16 protein-coding genes are annotated in these 17,754 nt (G+C 44.5%); 4 read left to right on the forward strand and 12 right to left on the reverse strand.

From position 1 onward, the window contains the following. Positions 1-151: 151 nt before the first annotated feature. From EO131_RS06035 to lon, 3 genes are all read right to left on the reverse strand, one after another. A complete protein-coding gene (locus EO131_RS06035) occupies positions 152-1,249 on the reverse strand; it encodes a type 1 glutamine amidotransferase domain-containing protein (protein ID WP_127019897.1) in 1,098 nt (365 codons plus the stop codon). A gap of 193 nt (positions 1,250-1,442) precedes the next feature. Continuing rightward, positions 1,443-2,144 carry a (d)CMP kinase gene (gene cmk, locus EO131_RS06040; RefSeq protein WP_127019899.1) on the reverse strand — a complete coding sequence of 234 codons (702 nt, stop codon included), beginning with the start codon at positions 2,142-2,144 and terminating at the stop codon, positions 1,443-1,445. Between the two features lie 54 nt (positions 2,145-2,198). Continuing rightward, the gene (gene lon, locus EO131_RS06045) at positions 2,199-4,640 is read right to left on the reverse strand and encodes an endopeptidase La (RefSeq protein WP_417935627.1); all 2,442 of its coding nucleotides are present in this window, start codon (positions 4,638-4,640) and stop codon (positions 2,199-2,201) included. 227 nt (positions 4,641-4,867) lie between these two features. Between lon and EO131_RS06050 the strand changes: the two genes are divergently transcribed. From EO131_RS06050 to EO131_RS06065, 4 genes are read left to right on the forward strand one after another with little or no spacing between them, the layout of a single operon-like run. Beyond that, entirely contained in the window at positions 4,868-5,425 is a 558-nt protein-coding gene (locus EO131_RS06050) for an RNA polymerase sigma factor (RefSeq protein ID WP_127019903.1), read from the forward strand. Positions 5,426-5,427: 2 nt separating this feature from the next. Continuing rightward, on the forward strand, positions 5,428-5,988 hold the full coding sequence (locus EO131_RS06055) for a hypothetical protein (RefSeq protein WP_127019905.1): 561 nt from the start codon (positions 5,428-5,430) through the stop codon (positions 5,986-5,988). After that, the gene (locus EO131_RS06060) at positions 5,969-7,066 is read left to right on the forward strand and encodes a DUF4097 family beta strand repeat-containing protein (protein ID WP_127020081.1); all 1,098 of its coding nucleotides are present in this window, start codon (positions 5,969-5,971) and stop codon (positions 7,064-7,066) included. The genes EO131_RS06055 and EO131_RS06060 overlap by 20 nt, the downstream gene beginning before the upstream one ends. A 29-nt stretch (positions 7,067-7,095) precedes the next feature. Continuing rightward, positions 7,096-7,821, forward strand: a complete 726-nt coding sequence (locus EO131_RS06065) for a head GIN domain-containing protein (protein WP_127019906.1) — start codon at positions 7,096-7,098, stop codon at positions 7,819-7,821. A 206-nt stretch (positions 7,822-8,027) separates the two neighbouring features. On the opposite strand, the gene EO131_RS06070 is transcribed toward EO131_RS06065, so the two are convergent. From EO131_RS06070 to glgB, 9 genes are all read right to left on the reverse strand, one after another. Further along, on the reverse strand, positions 8,028-8,207 hold the full coding sequence (locus EO131_RS06070) for a hypothetical protein (RefSeq protein ID WP_127019908.1): 180 nt from the start codon (positions 8,205-8,207) through the stop codon (positions 8,028-8,030). An 88-nt stretch (positions 8,208-8,295) separates the two neighbouring features. Next, entirely contained in the window at positions 8,296-8,664 is a 369-nt protein-coding gene (locus EO131_RS06075; protein ID WP_127019910.1) for a hypothetical protein, read from the reverse strand. Positions 8,665-8,813: 149 nt separating this feature from the next. Continuing rightward, positions 8,814-9,338, reverse strand: a complete 525-nt coding sequence (locus tag EO131_RS06080; protein ID WP_127019912.1) for a DinB family protein — start codon at positions 9,336-9,338, stop codon at positions 8,814-8,816. Between the two features lie 158 nt (positions 9,339-9,496). Beyond that, positions 9,497-9,955, reverse strand: coding sequence for a DUF4352 domain-containing protein (locus EO131_RS06085; RefSeq protein WP_127019914.1), 459 nt, complete (start codon positions 9,953-9,955; stop codon positions 9,497-9,499). A 94-nt stretch (positions 9,956-10,049) separates the two neighbouring features. Continuing rightward, a complete protein-coding gene (locus EO131_RS06090; protein WP_127019916.1) occupies positions 10,050-10,967 on the reverse strand; it encodes a polysaccharide deacetylase family protein in 918 nt (305 codons plus the stop codon). Between the two features lie 4 nt (positions 10,968-10,971). Beyond that, complete coding sequence (locus EO131_RS06095; RefSeq protein ID WP_127019918.1) at positions 10,972-12,294, reverse strand: MFS transporter; 1,323 nt, start codon at positions 12,292-12,294, stop codon at positions 10,972-10,974. 107 nt (positions 12,295-12,401) lie between these two features. Beyond that, entirely contained in the window at positions 12,402-13,211 is an 810-nt protein-coding gene (locus EO131_RS06100) for a M48 family metallopeptidase (RefSeq protein ID WP_127019920.1), read from the reverse strand. Between the two features lie 37 nt (positions 13,212-13,248). Next, positions 13,249-15,648 (reverse strand): glycoside hydrolase family 31 protein, encoded by a 2,400-nt coding sequence (locus tag EO131_RS06105; RefSeq protein WP_127019922.1) that lies wholly within the window; start codon positions 15,646-15,648, stop codon positions 13,249-13,251. Between the two features lie 96 nt (positions 15,649-15,744). Continuing rightward, on the reverse strand, positions 15,745-17,640 hold the full coding sequence (gene glgB, locus EO131_RS06110) for a 1,4-alpha-glucan branching protein GlgB (protein WP_127019924.1): 1,896 nt from the start codon (positions 17,638-17,640) through the stop codon (positions 15,745-15,747). Between the last annotated feature and the right edge of the window lie 114 nt (positions 17,641-17,754).

Consider the following 17,754-nt stretch of genomic DNA (forward strand, 5'->3'; position numbering starts at 1 on the left):
CCGTGCAAAAGTCCTGCACTGCTAACGATAATCAGAAGAATGGAAAAAAAGTCCAATGGGTCGTTTTAACAAACTTACAGATAAAATCCACTTGAAAGAGTACCGTGCCTTTGTGAATCCGTTAACTTCCAATCGATCCACTTGGATCATTTTATTTAACCTTGGCTTTCTTTTTGGCGTAAGAAGTCAACCCCAAGACACCGAAAAACTGGCCAATGTCCCCTTTCATCACCCCCACTAAGCTATGGGTTGCCAACAATACCCTATCCACAGGCTTTTTTTCTTCAACAATCAGTTTATTCAAGAGTTGCTTGGCTTTCTCAGTACCACCATTTTCGTAGGCCATCAGTACCCGCACAGCATTTTCTTCGCTTGTAATTTCCCGAGATTTTGGTTTGTATCCCAATTGTTTTACCATGATTTCCGCCAATCTCCAGGTCGACCATGGATTTTGTCCGGTTACCAAATTGCCATCATGGCTAACGGTTTCCAAATACATGGCTCCTTCATTGAACCGTGCCCCTTGTGCCACCAATTCGTCTTGTAGTAGAAAGGGAAATATCGTGGATGCCTCTGGAATAAGCAGCAACTCTTCTTTATTGGTGAACCCGCTGACCATTTTATTCTGCAACAAAGGGGTTCCATTATCCAACGAAACATTGACCAAGGCTGCCGGACCATGGCATACGGCTCCCACCACCTTTCCGGATTGGTAGTACTCCCGCACCATGGACTGTATATTTGGGTTATTGGGAAAATCGAACATGGCCCCTTTGCCCCCGACAAAATAGATGGCTTCGTAATCTGCCGCCTTAACATTTTCCATAGGTGTGGTATGGCTTGTTTTGTATTGTGCAACAGAGTCGTTTAAAAAGGCGTAGTCGTATGGACCCATATCGTCATCGTCCAAAACCACAGGTGGTTTTCCGCCCTTGGGGCTTGCAACATCCACTTCAAAACCATTGGCTTCGAAAACATAATAGGCCCGTGACAATTCGGTAAGTTCGTAGCCGGTTTTTTTCCCACTTTCCCCCATGGTGCCTGTACTGGTCACCACAGCCAATATTTTTCCTCTTTTAGGGACGACATTTTCAGTAAGGTATGGCAGGTCTTCCGCCCTACTTTCCGTAACATCCTTTTCCGTTTTGGGCAAAAGGCTCATGAACCACACACCGAAAGCAATTATGAGCACCAATAAACCTAAGAGGGAAACGAGTATCCATTTTATAGCGGGATATTTTTTAAACATGACTTCGCGTTTACAATTATGCCACGAAATTCCGAATTGTATTGGGCAAAGACTGAGTAAATGATAATTCCGTCAGTATGAAAGATGGTTTAGACCGAAAAATTCTAACTTCACTTACAGGTGCCGAACTGGTTTCGGTATCGGTCGGCAAAATTCTTTAAAACGAATTATTGCGAAAACGATAAGTACAAGGCTACACCTCTACCTTTTCAATCACTCGCTGCGCAAAGTCGTATACCCGTTCAAACTGCTCCTCCAAGCCCATATCGCTGTTATCGAACTCAATGGCATCTTTGGCTTTTTTGAGCGGTGAAACACTTCGAGTAGAGTCGATACGATCTCGCTCCTCCACATTTTTAAGGACTTCGGCGTAAGTGACCTCCTCCCCTTTTTCCAACAATTCCTTGTAGCGCCTGGCGGCCCGTTTTTCGGGAGAAGCCGTCATAAAAAGTTTCAGTTCGGCCTTCGGGAACACCACGGTACCAATATCGCGTCCGTCCATAACGATGCCTTTATGTTTACCCATTTCCTGTTGAATCTTTACCAACATTTCACGGACCTCCTTTATGGCGGACACTTTGCTCACATTGCGGGACACGTGCATGGAACGGATTTCCTTTTCCACGTTCTTTCCGTTCAAGTACATATCGGATTTACTGGAGTCCTCGTTAGGCACAAACTCCAGTTCGAGGGATGCCAATTTATCAGTGAGGGTTTTAGCATCCACCTTTCCTTCGGGATCGATCAATCCCTCATTCAGGGCAAATAAGGTAACGGCACGGTACATGGCACCGGTATCCACATAAATATATCCCAAAGAAGCGGCCAATCGCTTGGCGATGGTACTTTTTCCAGTAGAGGAAAACCCATCAATGGCTATTGTAATTTTTCCCATGCTATAAAAATAGACAGAAATCCCGTTACGGTTTTATGATTTGCATCATATTCCCTACAGGGTCTTGGCATTCTTCACCTTCTGCTTGGTAATGGCCATCTCGATCACTTCGCTCATGTCGGTCACATAATGGAACGTCAATCCTTTGAGGTAATCGGGTTTGATCTCCTCGATATCTTTGCGGTTCTCTTCGCACAGGATAATTTCTTTGATCCGTGCGCGTTTCGCCGCTAAGATTTTTTCTTTGATACCACCCACAGGCAATACCTTTCCCCGAAGCGTGATCTCCCCCGTCATGGCCAAGCTCTTTTTCACCTTGCGCTGGGTAAACAATGACACCAAGGAGGTGAGCATGGTAATCCCCGCACTGGGTCCGTCTTTGGGCGTGGCACCTTCCGGCACGTGGATGTGTACATTGTATTTATCGAACACATCGGGGTCGATGCCGAAGCTATCTGCATTGGATTTAATGTACTCCATAGCAATGGTGGCGGATTCCTTCATTACCTGACCCAAGTTACCAGTGATGTTCAACTGTCCCTTTCCTTTGGAAAGGATGGACTCAATGAACAGGATATCGCCCCCAACACTGGTCCAAGCCAACCCCGTAACCACTCCGGCCACTTCGTTGTTCTCGTATTTGTCGCGTTCCAAACGTGCTGGTCCCAATACCTTTTCTACATCTTCATCAGTCACCTTACTATTGTACTCCTCTTCCATGGCGATGGATTTGGCGGCAAACCGTACCATTTTGGCAATGTGTTTTTCCAGTCCGCGCACCCCGGATTCACGGGTATAGCCCTCTACGATTTTTTCGAGTTGGCGTTTGCCGATCTTAAGATCATTGGCTGTAAGACCGTGCTCTTTTAATTGTTTGGGCAATAAATGGCGTTTGGCAATCTCCACCTTTTCCTCGATGGTGTATCCTGTCACATTGATGATCTCCATACGGTCGCGCAAGGCAGGCTGAATGGTGGACAGGCTGTTGGCCGTGGCAATGAACATCACTTTTGACAGGTCGTAGCCCATTTCCAAAAAGTTATCGTGAAAGTCGTTGTTCTGCTCGGGGTCCAATACTTCCAACATGGCGGAAGAGGGGTCTCCCTGATGGCTACTGGACAGTTTATCGATCTCATCCAAGATAAAGACTGGGTTCGATGTCCCTGCTTTCTTCAAACTTTGGATAATACGGCCCGGCATGGCGCCGATATAGGTTTTACGGTGTCCTCGAATCTCTGCCTCATCACGAAGTCCACCCAAGGACATACGCACGTATTCCCTGCCCAATGCTTCGGCAACGGATTTGCCCAATGAGGTTTTACCGACCCCAGGAGGTCCGTACAAACACAAAATGGGCGATTTCATATCGTTACGCAGTTTAAGAACGGCTAAGTATTCGATGATGCGACGTTTTACATCTTCCAAACCATAGTGATCACGGTCCAAGATTTTTTGTGCCCGTTTCAGGTCAAAATTATCCTTGGAATATTCGTTCCAGGGCAATTCCAGAATCAGGTCCAAATAATTGCGTTGAATGGAATACTCGGCCACCTGAGGGTTCATCCGTTGCATTTTGGCCAATTCCTTTTCAAAGTGCTCCTCGACTTTTTTACTCCATTTTTTGGTCTTGGCCTTCTCCTGCATCTCATCCACCTCTTCCTCATAGGATAAGCCACCAAGTTCTTCTTGAATGGTCTTCATTTGCTGGTGCAGAAAGTATTCGCGCTGCTGCTGGTCCATATCGCTACGGACCTTGCTTTGGATATCGTTGCGCAATTCCAGCTTTTGAAGTTCCATGTTCATGTACTTCAAGGTGGTCATCGCCCTTTCCTGCAGATTTGGGATTTCCAACAATTGTTGCTTTTCCGCCACCGATAGATTCAGGTTGGAGGACACAAAATTGATCAGGAACGAATTGCTCTGAATATTTTTGATGGCAAAGGTGGCTTCGCTCGGAATGTTCGGATTGTCCTTGATGATCTTATAGGCCAAATCCTTGATGGAATCGATAATGGCCTCGAACTCCACATTTTTTCCTACGGGTCGAACCTCTTCCGCTTCGTGCACCTTGGCCGTCATATAGGGCTTTTCGGTAAGGATGCTCTCGATCTGGAACCGTTTCTTGCCTTGTATGATCACGGTGGTGTTGCCATCAGGCATTTGGAGCACGCGTAAAATACGTGCCACAGTGCCCAAGGTATTGATATCCTCCGCGCCAGGATTTTCGGTATTCTCATCTTTTTGAGACACCACCCCAATGGTCTTGCTGCCATTGTTGGCATCTTTGATCAAACTGATGGATTTGTCCCTCCCCGCGGTAATGGGTATGACCACACCGGGAAACAAGACAGTGTTGCGCAACGGTAAAATTGGCAGCACCTCGGGTATTGCCTCGTTGTTCATCTGTTCTTCGTCTTCCGGGGTGAGTAACGGAATCAGTTCCGCTTCCTCATCCAATCCCTGAAAGTCAATATTGTCAAATTGTGCTATTTTCATCTTTCCCATTTCATCTTTTCGGTCATTTTGTCAGAATCAACAAAGACCATTCATAAATTATTATGTACTAAAGCCAATTCAATATCCTCAAAATCAATAACTAACCTACATTTTTGGCTTTTTATCACCTTCTAAAAGGCAATTCCTGTGCCATTAAAAACCATTTTTTTAGAAAAAACTGTAACAATTGGTAAATTCCCTAATCTATAAGACAAACCATTCATTTTTTGAGCCACCAAAATGAACATATTGATGCACTGCTCAAATCGTGCATGCAGGGGAAACAAAGTGCACAATTGGAGATTTACAATCGCTATTACAGGGCTATGTACAACACGGCCTATAGAATTGTAAAAGATCCAGCTGAAGCCGAGGATGTGATGCAGGAATCGTTCCTGAGCGCATTTACCAAACTGCACACCTTTAAGGGCGACGTCACCTTCGGGGCATGGTTAAAGCGGATTGTGATCAATAACAGTATCTATCATTACAAAAAGCAGCAGAAAAACAGGACTGTGGATTTGGATGATATAATGTACAAGGTCGAAGATAATGATGGAGTTGCTTCGGATCAAAATGGTTATACAGAACTGAAGGCTCAAAAAGTAATGGAAACCATGAAAAGTTTGAAAGACAATTACAGAGTTTCTTTGACCTTACATTTGATCGAAGGATACGATTATGAAGAAATAAGTGAAATAATGAACATTAGCTATGCTAATTGTAGAACCACCATTTCCCGGGCCAAGGAAAGCCTGAGAAAAAAATTGACCGTAAATGTGTAGTCATGAGCAAGGATAATTTAGACCGTTTATTTGAAAGACTCCAGGGGCAGTTCGATGTGGAAGAACCACACACAGGACACCAAGATCGATTCTTGGAAAAACTGAACCGTTCCCAGGGCACAGTCTCCATCAACAAAAAAAGACCTACCTGGTGGAAACCGTTGTCCATTGCCGCATCTGTTGCCTTGGTTGCATTATTGGGTTATAAGGTTTTTGCCCCGCAGCCCAGTATTGAGCAACAAGTAGGGAAGATTGCGCCCGAGGTGTCCAATACCGAGTTTTATTTTGCCAACCTGATCGAGCAACAGGTCCAGCAATTGAAGGATGAGAAATCTCCTGAAAATGCACAATTGGTAGACGATACCCTGGCACAGTTGCAACGGTTGGAGAATGACTACAAAAAATTAGAACAGGACCTGGTCAATGGAGGGGACACGAAAATCATTCTCAATGCCATGATCACCAATTTCCAAACCCGAATCGACTTATTGAAAGATGTTTTGAGCCAAATAGAAAATATTAAGAATTTAAAATTGAACAATGATGAAAGCTTTACCATTTAAACTGATTCTTTTCGCCTTGGCTTTGTTCCCCCTAGCAACAAATGCCCATGTCGACCACGACAAAATGAACGGCAAATACACCAAGGAAAAGACCATAAAAAAAGAATACAACGTGAACGCCGATGCCCTTTTGAAAGTGCACAACAGCTACGGCAACCTCAATATCACCTCTTGGAACGAAGACCGGGTGATGATCGAAGTCCACATCAAGGCCAATGGCAACGATGAGGAACGGGTGCAGGAGCGTTTGGATGAGATCGACGTGGATTTTGAAAACAGTGCCAGCATGGTATCTGCCAGGACCCAATTTGGGGATCGCAACAACAACTGGAACTGGGGTTGGGGCAAACGCAAAAATGTGAGCGTACAGGTGAACTACACCATTAAATTGCCCATTAAAAACAGCGTGAACCTTAACAACGACTACGGCAACATCTACTTGGACCGTATCGATGGCCATGCCAAAATCAGCTGTGACTATGGCAAAATGGATATCGGTGAACTTCGGGGCCGTAACAACGAACTCCGGTTCGACTATACCTCCCGATCTACTTTCGATTACATCAACAGTGCAGAGATCGTGGCCGATTATTCCGGGTTTACCATCGAGAAAGCAGGTGACCTTACCATTAAGGCCGATTACACCAATGGGGTGATCGAAGAGATGGGCAACCTATCCTATTCCAGCGATTATGGATCCATCGAGGCCAAAAACGTGAAAAACGTGGAAGGCAATGGCGACTATATCGGGGTGAAATTGGGCAATGTGCACGGTAACGTAAGCATCACCAGTGATTATGGTTCCCTAAAAATAGACCGATTGGCCGCCGATGCCGGGAATGTGGAAATCCGTACCGATTACACCGGTATCAAGATCGGGTACGACCCGCAATACTATTTCGATTTTGAGATCAATACCGAATACGCCGGCGTAAGTGGCAAGGATGATTTTGAGATCAACATCAGCAAGGAAAAATCCACTGAAAAATATTACAAGGGATATTATGGAAAGGCCAACTCCGGTAATAGGGTGAGCATCACCAGCGACTACGGAGGCATCACTTTCTATCAAAACTAAGATAACATCAAAAAACAAATCACAAGAACATGAAAAAACTGATCACATTAGGAATTGCCTTGAGCATGGTCGCCATCACCAATGCCCAATGGGGAAAAAGAGTAAAGGGCGATGGAAATTTTGTTACCATTGAGCGCTCCGTAGGGGACTATGACCATGTGGCCGTGGCCGGTTGGTTCGATGTGGACCTCGTTGCCGGGCAAGAAGGGGAAATTACCCTGGAAGGAGAGTCCAACCTTTTGGAATACATCATCACCGAAGTGAAAAACGGTAAATTGGTGATCAAGACCGAAAAAGGGGTGAACCTCAGACCTTCCACTTGGACGAAAGGCATCCGCGTTACCGTGCCCGTAGAAACCATTGATGGGGTAAGCCTATCCGGTTCCGGGGACATTGTGGGCAAGACCACCATCAAATCCACCAATTTTAGCGCCAGCATTGCAGGTTCGGGCGATGTTTCCCTAACCGTTGAGGCCCAAAGTGTGGAAGCTTCATTATCCGGTTCCGGCGATATTAACCTTGCCGGCAGGGCCACCGATTTTGATGTGTCCGTTTCCGGTTCAGGGGACATTAAGGCCTACGAATTGGAAGCCGATTTTGTAACGGCGGCTGTTTCCGGTTCTGCCGACATCAAAGTCACGGCCAACGAATCCTTGGAGGCCCGGGTTTCCGGATCAGGGGATATCCATTATCGTGGCAATCCAAAGAAAATCAACACCAAATCTTCGGGATCGGGAGACATCTCCAAAGGATAATCCGGAGTTTACCATCAATCAACAAACGAAAAATGCCCCGATGTACGTCGGGGCATTTTTTTTCAATAGTTGACGTTTTATAATCATTTGACCCCAATTTAGGGGCGAAGAAAAATCCAAGTTTCGTAACCAAAACAAGCAAGAGGTTTCCTTTTTGTTACAGGGCAAAGCTAAACACCATTGCTGACTATAGAACGTTTTCCATTCTAGGATAAAAATCGCTCTTCCTCTTCTTCATGGTTTTCTTCTTTCTTATTGTCCAACTGTTCTATTTTATAGGTGGGTAAATTATCTTTTCTGTAGTACTTCAGTGGAAAAGGAACTATAGAGGCAATAAGTAAAAAGAACAATAGCGTCAAAAAGCGCATGAACTTTTTTAATCTCATTATAAAGGAGTTTAATGTGAACGATCACCTTCGAGTACTTGAAGGAATCAGAAATTGAGATGCTGTAATCTGAATTTTGTGGGTCACATTAAACCCGATGCTGTTTTGGTTGAACAATATCGTTGAGAACGATGTTGAGAAGTACCGGCTTTAGTTCCAGCGTAGTATATTCTTGAACCTTAAAACCCAAGACACTTTTGCTTTCGGCCGCTTGCATTCGACCGAACCATTCCGCTTTGTTAATTCCAATCTTAGTTGGACTTGGGAAAAAAAGCAGTTGTTGGGCCGCAACAAAATCTATACCCCGACGTGTAGCATCATTTTCCGATGTTACAAGTTCTGTTTGAAATATGCCATTGTCCGTTGTATAGGTTGGAATACCCTCTGATAAAAGGGTCAAATGGACCAAGACAAATAGACTGGCAAGAATTTGAAGTGTTTTTTTAACCCAACTCATTTTATAACTAAACTTCAATAAACTTAATTACGCGTTTGCTGCAATCTTTAAGTTAATGAATTTTTGATTTAGTACCGACCTTTGTTTTATGTTGATACTTTTGTTTTATCACTTTCTCCCGAATTGTTTAAAGCCATTATTGTGGTGCATTATTTTTTTAAAATTCCTAGGTAGTTTATCCACGGCCCAACTTCTTTGGTGTATTGTTTTGCCATAACTCGTGTGATTTGTGCAATATGTCCTAAATCGTGAACAGCCCAAGTGGAAATCAACTGTTTTAGGGTTACATTTCCAAATTCAGGATGAATCCCAATTCTTTCGTAGTCTTTCTGAGAAATGTTTAACGACTCCAATTCATTTAGGTTTTTTTCTCTCAATAATTTGAATTCGTTGATTAAATCGCTTATCGGCCTATTTTGGTCTTCATTACGTTGAGCAAACCTATCAAAAGGTTCAAAAAGTTTGTTTTCGGAATTTTTCAAAATAGTTTTAATTCGGACAATCCAATCTGTTTTTTCACCAAATATCAAGTGTCCAACAATGTCATAAGGGCTCCAAGTGTTTTTTCCTTCATTGTTTTCAGTCCATTCTTTGGATAAACCAGTGAGTAATGTATCCAAAACATTAGGCGTTCTTTCCAAGATTTCTTTTGATCTATCCAATTCAAAAATCATTCTTTCGTTTTTGTGTTAATGAACCACAACGTTTTCGGCTATGATTTCGTTGTGGAATCATCCTCAGGATTATTCCGCCGAAATCCAGCAGTTTGATTTATACTTTTACTTTGGTTTAGCACTAAGCCACAATGAATTATAGCCATTGTTGGCAATAGTTATTTTGTATATTCAATTTCAATTATTTCATCATTCACCATTAACATTTTTGCTTTATCTTCTTCTGGGTAAATGAATACTAATTTTCTTTTTTTTTCATCTCCTTTTCTTATATAAGAATCTATTTTCCCCCACATATTTATTGGACCAACAACCATTGACCACTCAGCCTTATGCTTTGTTTTTGTTCTCGGGTTTAATAGGATGAAATTGTCAAAATCCAATTCCTGTTTTTCATCCAATTTATTCCTTAGTGTTAAGAAAACAAATACAAATTTATTTCCACGACTTGCATTCCAAGAACCATTCCCAGTCGCAACACTTTTACCTTCTTCAATTTTGTCAATTGTAAAATTGATACTTTCAGTATAATCATAAGTTTTGGGAATAACTTGATATACTGTGTAACAGGATGTTGCTAAAGTTCCGATTAAAAATAATAGTAATACTTTCTTCATTTTTGTTTGTAATTATTGCCAACTTGTTTATATAAACGTAAAATACATCTTTATACCTCCGATTAGGTAGCATACCGATGTGTTAGATCATCGTTTATTTTTTCAACAGCGCACCCAGCTCTTTCCACGTCACCAAGTGGATGTTTTCCTCTTCCAAGAGTTTAGCGCAGGCTTCACTGGTAAAGAAATTAAAATCCTGTTGGCGCCAACGGGCACCCCAGTACGGATGTTCCACCGACATGCCCTGGCTTTCCAAATTATCATAACCACAATGGATGATCATCTGGTGCACCCCAGGTTCCAAATTGCGAAGGGTATTGGCATAATAGGCAGCCATGTCCGTGTCAAAATCGGTGGGTCCGGCTCCCAAGATCTGGTTGATCACCACCGGCGGTTGGGTACCCTCTGCACCGCCCAAAGCCGCAATTTCATGATTGATCATAGCGGGAATCCCGTATTCCTTGGCCAAGGAAGCATACAATTCGTAATACCGCGGGTCGGTGGAAAACAAACACCCCATATGACTGTCCAAATGCGTCGGCTGGATCCCCATCGCGATGGCCTTGTTGATCTGAGCGCGCAATTCGATCTCCACCTCTTCAATTTGGGCATGTTCCCAAAGCTGGGCACAATCGGGGTAGAAATAGCCGTTTTCATCCAATAGACTGGGCACCTCCGATTTGGAAGCCACGGGGCCCCAGCGCAGATAGTTCCATTCGCTGGTCAACGTAAGGTGGATGCCCATATCGTGACCCGGGTTTGCTTTGGCATAGGCAGCCACTTCGGCCAACCAAGGGGTGGGCGCCATAATGCTTGCACTGTTAACTGAACCTTCCTTGAAGGCTTTAAAGGTGGCTTGGTTTACGGTATGGATCACCCCAAGATCATCGGCATGGATGATCAATAATTTAGCATCTGCGGAATACCCCAACCGTTCCTGCAACGTATTTTGAGCGTGAAGTTGTAGCCCTAGGGCCAGTAGCAAGAGGGATAGAAAGATGGATTTTTTCATTGGTTTAGTTTTTTTTGTTGACCCTTGACAGTAAAAAGATACCCATCAAAAAGAACACCCCCAAAAAGATGGTGCTGTTTCGCATGCTTCCGGTCAACTGTGCCACTATTCCATACAAAAAGGTTCCAATGATGATGCCTATCTTTTCGGCCACATCATAAAAGCTGAAAAAGGAAGTGGTATCGGTGGTTTCCGGTAAAAATTTGGAATACGTTGATCGGGAAAGCGCCTGAATGCCCCCCATCACAATACCGACCAATCCGGCAGCGGTATAAAAATCCATGGGGGTCTGTAAAAAGTAGGCATAGATACACAACAACACCCAAATGGCATTGATCACAATCAGGGTCTTTACATTTCCGAAGGCTTGCGATGCCCTTGCCGTGACTGTAGCCCCGATAATGGCCACTAGTTGTATCACCAATATACTGATAATCAGTCCAGTGGTGCGTTCCGAATCGGTGCCCCAAGCAATCTCTTCTTCTCCAAAGTAGGTGGCAATGAGCATGATGGTCTGTACAGCCATACTGTACACGAAAAAGGCTCCCAAATAGCGTTTTAGGCTCCTGTTCTCGCCCAGTTGGTGCCATACACTCTTCAATTCGCGGAATCCGTTCAATATAATATGGTCACGAACCCCTTCCCGCTTATAGCCTTTGGGCAAGTGGGCAAAGGTGTATTGACTGAACACAATCCACCAAATCCCCACAGAGATAAAAGAATATTTCATGGCCTTGATTTCGGCCACCCCACCCTCATCGTTGGTAATCCCAAACACTTCGGGTTTCATGACCATGGCCAAATTGAAGACCAATAAAATTACGCTGCCGATGTATCCTAAGGAAAAGCCCTTGGCGCTGATACGGTCCTGTTGTTCGGGATAGGCAATATCGGGCAAGTAGGAATTGTTGATGGCAAAGCTGACCCAAAAACCGACCAATCCGAAAAAGTAACAGACCAGTCCGAAATAGATATTCTCCAACGAAAACCAGTAGAGCCCGATGCAGGAGAGTGCTCCGAGGTAGCAAAAAAACTTGAGAAAGACCTTTTTGTTGCCCAAATAATCGGCAACCCCCGAAACCAAGGGTGTAACTATCGCAATGAACACAAAGGCCAAGGAGGTCACATAACTGATAAGGGGTGCCCTTGCAATCTCACCTCCAAAAATGGCCACTTTTTCAATTCCGGCCACTCGAAACAGGGCCCCATAAAAAATGGGGAATATGGCGGACGAGATCACCAAACTGTACACGGAATTGGCCCAATCGTAAAACGCCCAAGCATTCAACAGTTTTTTGCTTCCTTTGAGTGCCAATGCTTGTACCATAGGGGTGGGTTTAAAAAGAAAATGTCATTTCGACAGTTACAAGAAACTGATTTTTTTCAAGATTCCTGCAATCATCAAAATGACATTGTCCATTGTATTTGTTTTGATTATTTGAACGAGGTCACCCCAAACTTCCGGGCTTCTTCCTTGGCCGCAGGGGCCCAAGCGGTCAAATTACTGATTCGGGTATCATTGGAAGGGTGGGTGCTCAAAAATTCGGGTGGTGCCTGCCCCCCTGCTTTGGCCTTCATACGCTGCCATAGTCTGGCGGCCTCATCGGGATTATAACCAGCGATGGCCATGATCTGCAGACCAATACGGTCCGCCTCGGTCTCATGGCTTCTGCTAAAAGGCAACATCACCCCTACTGTGGAACCGATACCATAGGCTTGGTTGAACATATTTCGCTTTTCGGGATCTTTGATGGCCACATTTCCTGCCACCCCAACAAGTTGTTGCATGGTACCGGCGCTCATCCGTTGGGCACCATGGTCGGCGAGGGCGTGTGCCACTTCGTGCCCCATAACAACCGCAATGCCGGTCTCATTTTCGGCAATGGGAAGAATTCCCGTGTAGAAAACAATTTTTCCACCGGGCATACACCACGCATTCACGGCTTCGTCCTGCACCAAGTTGTATTCCCATTTGTAATCCTTCAAATATCCGGGATATCCATTGGCATCGAGCCAACGTTCTGCGGCTGAAGCAATTCGTTGCCCTACCCGGGTGATCATTTCGGCGTCCGAGGTGCCTTTTATTACCTTATTCTCACCCAAAAACTGGTCGTATTGGGCAAACGCCATGGGAAACACCTGGCTGTTGGGATAAAAATTCAAGGTGCTCTTTCCTGTGAACGGATTGGTCTTACATGCGACCACCGCCATGAAAACAGCAACCGATAGCATCAACTTTTTCATAACGTAATGTGTGTTTAGTACTACGAAAAATACAAAATTATTTTCCGATTATGTGCAGTTCCGTGAAATCCTTAACGACCTCAATGGAATTATTGCCATTCAATTTGATTGCTTTCAAATCCACTTCCTCATTGTCCACTTCAACAGTGCCGATGGTAAATGGCAATCCGTGGAAGGTCAGTTTAAATTTCTCGTACGGGGTGATGTAATTTCCATCCTTGAACTGCTGGATGATCAATTCGTTCTCCTTGCCCGTAAGCTTGAACCTTCGCAGACTAAATCTGCCCTTTTTGTAATCATATCCATCTTGTTGGTCCTCATATACCTGTGAGTTCAACGAACCTTCCTTGTAATACACATCGATCACCAACTCAGAAATCGGTTTTTCACCCACATACTGCTGCACCGGATATTTTGGGATCATGGCCCCAGCCTTCACATATAACGGCACGCGGTTGATGGCTGCCGGCACCCATCTTTCAATACCTCCATCCACACGTTCGTCGGTCCAATAGTTGTACCATTCCCCCCTCGGGAAATACATGCGTCTACCCTGGGCATTGGGTTCCTGAACCGGGCACACCAACATTTGTTCCCCAAAAATGAACTCATCCGTTCTAAAGTGGGTCTGCGGGTCTTCTTGATCGTAAAACACCAACGACTGCAACATGGGCATACCTGTTTTGATGTACTTGTAGAACATCGTGTACAGATACGGCAGCAATTGGTAGCGTAATTCGATAAAATACTTGACAATTCCTGTAATCTCCTCTCCGAAGGACCAAGGCTCTTGATCGCCATGATCACCACTGGAATGCACCCTGCAGAACGGATGGAAAATAGCCAATTGTATCCATCGGGCGAACAGTTCCCCGTTCGGTTGTTCGGCAAAACCTCCAATATCGGAGCCCACAAACGAATAACCGCTCATACACATACGCTGCATCTGTACATTGGCTATCCATAAATGTTCCCAAGTGGCCACGTTGTCCCCCGTCCAAGTGGCACAATAGCGCTGTGTTCCAGCGTAAGCGGCACGAGTCAACACAAATGGCCTTCTGGGAAAAGTAAATTTCTTGACACCATCATAGGTGGCACGAACCATTTGCATGCCATACACGTTGTGTGCCTTTCTATGACTACAAGGGTGGCCATCATAATCGTGGCGTACATCCAAATTGGCGGTTTTGGAAGGCACTTCCATTACCGCGGGTTCGTTCATATCGTTCCAAACGCCGCGCACGCCCATTTCCGCTATCATTTGTTTGTACAATCCAGACCACCATTCCCGTACGTCGGGGTCGGTAAAATCGGGAAACTTGCACTCGCCTGGCCAAACCTTGCCCTTAAAATGGGGGCCATCGGCCCTTCGACAGAAAAATCCATTGTCCATGGCTTGTTGGTACACCCAATAATCGCGGTCGATCTTGATTCCTGGATCGATCATGGTGATGACTTTAAAGCCATCGGCCTCCATTTCCTCGATCATCTTTTTCGGATTGGGGAAGTATCTGTTGTTCCAAGTAAAACAGCGGAACCCCTCCATATAATCGATGTCCAAATAAATTGCATCGCAGGGAATCTTCAGTTTTCTGAATTTATTGGCGATTTGCTTGACCTTACTTTCGGGGTAGTAACTCCATTTGGATTGGTGAAAGCCCAATGCCCACAAAGGTGGTAATTCAGGCACGCCGGTCAAATCGGTATAAGCCTCCACTACCTCGCTCATTTTGGGCCCATAGAAAAAATAATAGTTCATTTCCCCCCCATCGGCCCAAAAGCTGGTCACGTTTCTTCTTTCGTTTGCAAAGTCGAAATAGGTACTGAAGGAGTTATCAAAGAAAATCCCGTAGGCACTACTCTCCTTTAACCCTACATAAAATGGAATGGCCTTATACAAGGGTTCCTGGTCCTTGCCATAGGCATAAGAATCGGTTACCCAGTTGTTCACCCTTTTTCCCTTTAGGTTGGTATGGGACGCCTTGTCTCCCATTCCGTAATAACTTTCCCCGGAATGGCACACCTTGCTCATTTTTACAATGTTGCCCCCGTAGTCAAAATTCTCTTCCCAATGAAACCCCAATTCGTCTTCACATAGGATCACATCATTATGGTCAACAATCTGTACCTTAAGGTCGGACTTGTTGACATAAATTTTGAGTTTCGCCGTGGTGATGACATATTCGGGAATTTCATCCTTTACACTAAGTTGGTTATAACCGAGATTTACATCATCGCTTATGGCATAGGAGAAATCGGGCTCAAAAACATATTCGGTGGCATATCGAAACCGCACCATGCTATCCCGCATGATGGTGATCTGTAGGATGACCCCATTTTGGGTGGTAAAATATATCTTGTCGTTATCGTGTTTAAACTCGACTATATGGTTGGGGTGCTGATTCCCCCGTCGTTCTATTTCCGTGTTGGTTATCATTGCTAGTCAATTGAGAGTCACAAAAGAAACACATTAGACCGAATAATTAAAAAGATGTTTTTAATATCAATCAACTATAACGATATAGCTGTTGTGTTACTTATACACCACAACGGCCAAGGGTGGCAAGGTCATGGCAACCGAGTGTTCATACCCGTTCCATGTGGCCTTTGATGGTTTCATGGTCTTTTTGCCCATGCCGCTACCCGAATATTTCTTATCATCACTATTGAAGACCAGTTTAAGTTGGGAAGACTTCGGAACGCCCACCCTGTAGTTTTCACGGGGCACGGGCGTAAAATTGATGGCGATGATCAAATCATCCTTGGGATCATTTCCTTTTCGCATAAAGGTGATCACAGAATTTTCCCGGTCGTTGTATTCGATCCACTGAAAACCTTCCGGACTGAATTGCTTTTCGTACAATGCAGGGCTTGATTTGTACAATTTATTTAGATCCTTGATAACTTCCTGTATCCCAGAATGAAAATCGTATTGGGTCAAGTGCCATTCCAAGCTTTGTTGAAAGTTCCACTCGGATGATTGGCCGAACTCCCCGCCCATGAACAATAAATTGCCCCCGGGATGGGTAAACATATAGCCAAACAATAGCCGCAGGTTGGCAAAGCGTTGCCATTCATCGCCGGGCATGCGGTACAAGAGCGATTTTTTTCCATAGACCACTTCATCGTGCGAGAAGGGCAGCATAAAGTTCTCGGTAAAGGCGTAGGTAAGGCTAAAGGTGATCTCATTAAGATCGTAGGAGCGGTAAATCGGCTCTTTTTTAAAGAATTCAAGCGTGTCGTGCATCCAACCCATCATCCATTTCATGCCAAAACCAAGTCCACCATAATGCACGGGCTTGGTAACCCCCGTAAAGGCCGTGGATTCTTCGGCAATGGTCTGTACCCCTTTGAAACTGGCATACACTTCCTGGTTCATTTCACGAATGAACGACATGGCTTCCAAGTTCTCGTTATTGCCATACATATTGGGTTCCCACTCCCCATCTTCACGAGAATAATCCAAATACAACATGGAGGCCACCGCATCAACACGAAGTCCATCCACATGGTATTGATCGAGCCAAAAAACAGCATTACTGATCAAAAAGGCGCGTACTTCGTTTCTTCCATAGTTGAAGATCAAACTCTTCCAATCGGGATGGTACCCTCTTCTTCGATCTGGGTGTTCGTACAGATGTGAACCATCAAAAAAGCCCAATCCGTGTGCATCTTCAGGAAAATGCGAAGGTACCCAGTCCAATATCACACCGATTCCCTTTTGATGGAACTTGTCCACCAATACCTTAAAGTCCTCTGGTTTGCCAAAACGCGAAGTGGGTGCAAAATAACCGGTCAATTGATAACCCCACGAAGGGTCGAACGGATATTCCATTACCGGCATGAACTCCACATGGGTAAAGCCCATTTCAGCCACATAGTCCACCAATTCATCGGCGAGTTCCAAATAGGTCAAAGATTCCCAGCCGTTCTTTTTCTTCCAAGAACCCAAATGCACTTCATATACCGAATATGGCTTGTCGAGCGCATTTTTTTCTTCCCGGGTGTCCATCCATTGCTGGTCGTTCCAAGTGTAGGGGGCATCCCAAACCAACGATGCTGTTTTGGGCGGCTGCTCACAAAACCGAGCAAATGGATCCGCTTTTTCGGTCCAAACGTCGTTGTTGTACGAATGGATCTTGTATTTGTATTTGGTCCCCTTGTCCACACCGGGGATAAATCCTTCCCAAATTCCGCTGCTGTCCCAACGTACGTTCAGTTCGTGCTCGCCTACTTTCCAATGGTTGAAATCCCCAATCACGGATACCGATTTGGCAGAAGGTGCCCAAACGGCAAAATAGGTGCCCTTTACACCATCGACTTCGGTAAGGTGCGACCCTAATTTTTGATACAACCTAAAATGTTTGCCTACTTTAAAGAGATCGATGTCGAACTCGGAAAATAAACTATGTGGAACTACCTTGGTCATAAATGAGGATTTAGTATATACAATAATACACATCTTTGGGCAAGAAACCGATATTGGCAACTTCTTTGCCCAATAAAACAACATTTTTTAAAAAATGGAACGCTTTTTGATTTT

The organism is Flagellimonas beolgyonensis (assembly GCF_003992615.1).
Lineage (GTDB): Bacteria > Bacteroidota > Bacteroidia > Flavobacteriales > Flavobacteriaceae > Flagellimonas > Flagellimonas beolgyonensis.

Coding starts and splice junctions, on each gene's coding strand:
- EO131_RS06035 (WP_127019897.1), bottom strand. CDS start 1,249: ATGTTTAAAAAATATCCCGCTATAAAATGGATACTCGTTTCCCTCTTA.
- cmk (WP_127019899.1), bottom strand. CDS start 2,144: ATGGGAAAAATTACAATAGCCATTGATGGGTTTTCCTCTACTGGAAAA.
- lon (WP_417935627.1), bottom strand. CDS start 4,640: ATGAAAATAGCACAATTTGACAATATTGACTTTCAGGGATTGGATGAG.
- EO131_RS06055 (WP_127019905.1), top strand. CDS start 5,428: ATGAGCAAGGATAATTTAGACCGTTTATTTGAAAGACTCCAGGGGCAG.
- EO131_RS06060 (WP_127020081.1), top strand. CDS start 5,969: ATGAAAGCTTTACCATTTAAACTGATTCTTTTCGCCTTGGCTTTGTTC.
- EO131_RS06065 (WP_127019906.1), top strand. CDS start 7,096: ATGAAAAAACTGATCACATTAGGAATTGCCTTGAGCATGGTCGCCATC.
- EO131_RS06070 (WP_127019908.1), bottom strand. CDS start 8,207: ATGAGATTAAAAAAGTTCATGCGCTTTTTGACGCTATTGTTCTTTTTA.
- EO131_RS06075 (WP_127019910.1), bottom strand. CDS start 8,664: ATGAGTTGGGTTAAAAAAACACTTCAAATTCTTGCCAGTCTATTTGTC.
- EO131_RS06080 (WP_127019912.1), bottom strand. CDS start 9,338: ATGATTTTTGAATTGGATAGATCAAAAGAAATCTTGGAAAGAACGCCT.
- EO131_RS06085 (WP_127019914.1), bottom strand. CDS start 9,955: ATGAAGAAAGTATTACTATTATTTTTAATCGGAACTTTAGCAACATCC.
- EO131_RS06090 (WP_127019916.1), bottom strand. CDS start 10,967: ATGAAAAAATCCATCTTTCTATCCCTCTTGCTACTGGCCCTAGGGCTA.
- EO131_RS06095 (WP_127019918.1), bottom strand. CDS start 12,294: ATGGTACAAGCATTGGCACTCAAAGGAAGCAAAAAACTGTTGAATGCT.
- EO131_RS06100 (WP_127019920.1), bottom strand. CDS start 13,211: ATGAAAAAGTTGATGCTATCGGTTGCTGTTTTCATGGCGGTGGTCGCA.
- EO131_RS06105 (WP_127019922.1), bottom strand. CDS start 15,648: ATGATAACCAACACGGAAATAGAACGACGGGGGAATCAGCACCCCAAC.
- glgB (WP_127019924.1), bottom strand. CDS start 17,640: ATGACCAAGGTAGTTCCACATAGTTTATTTTCCGAGTTCGACATCGAT.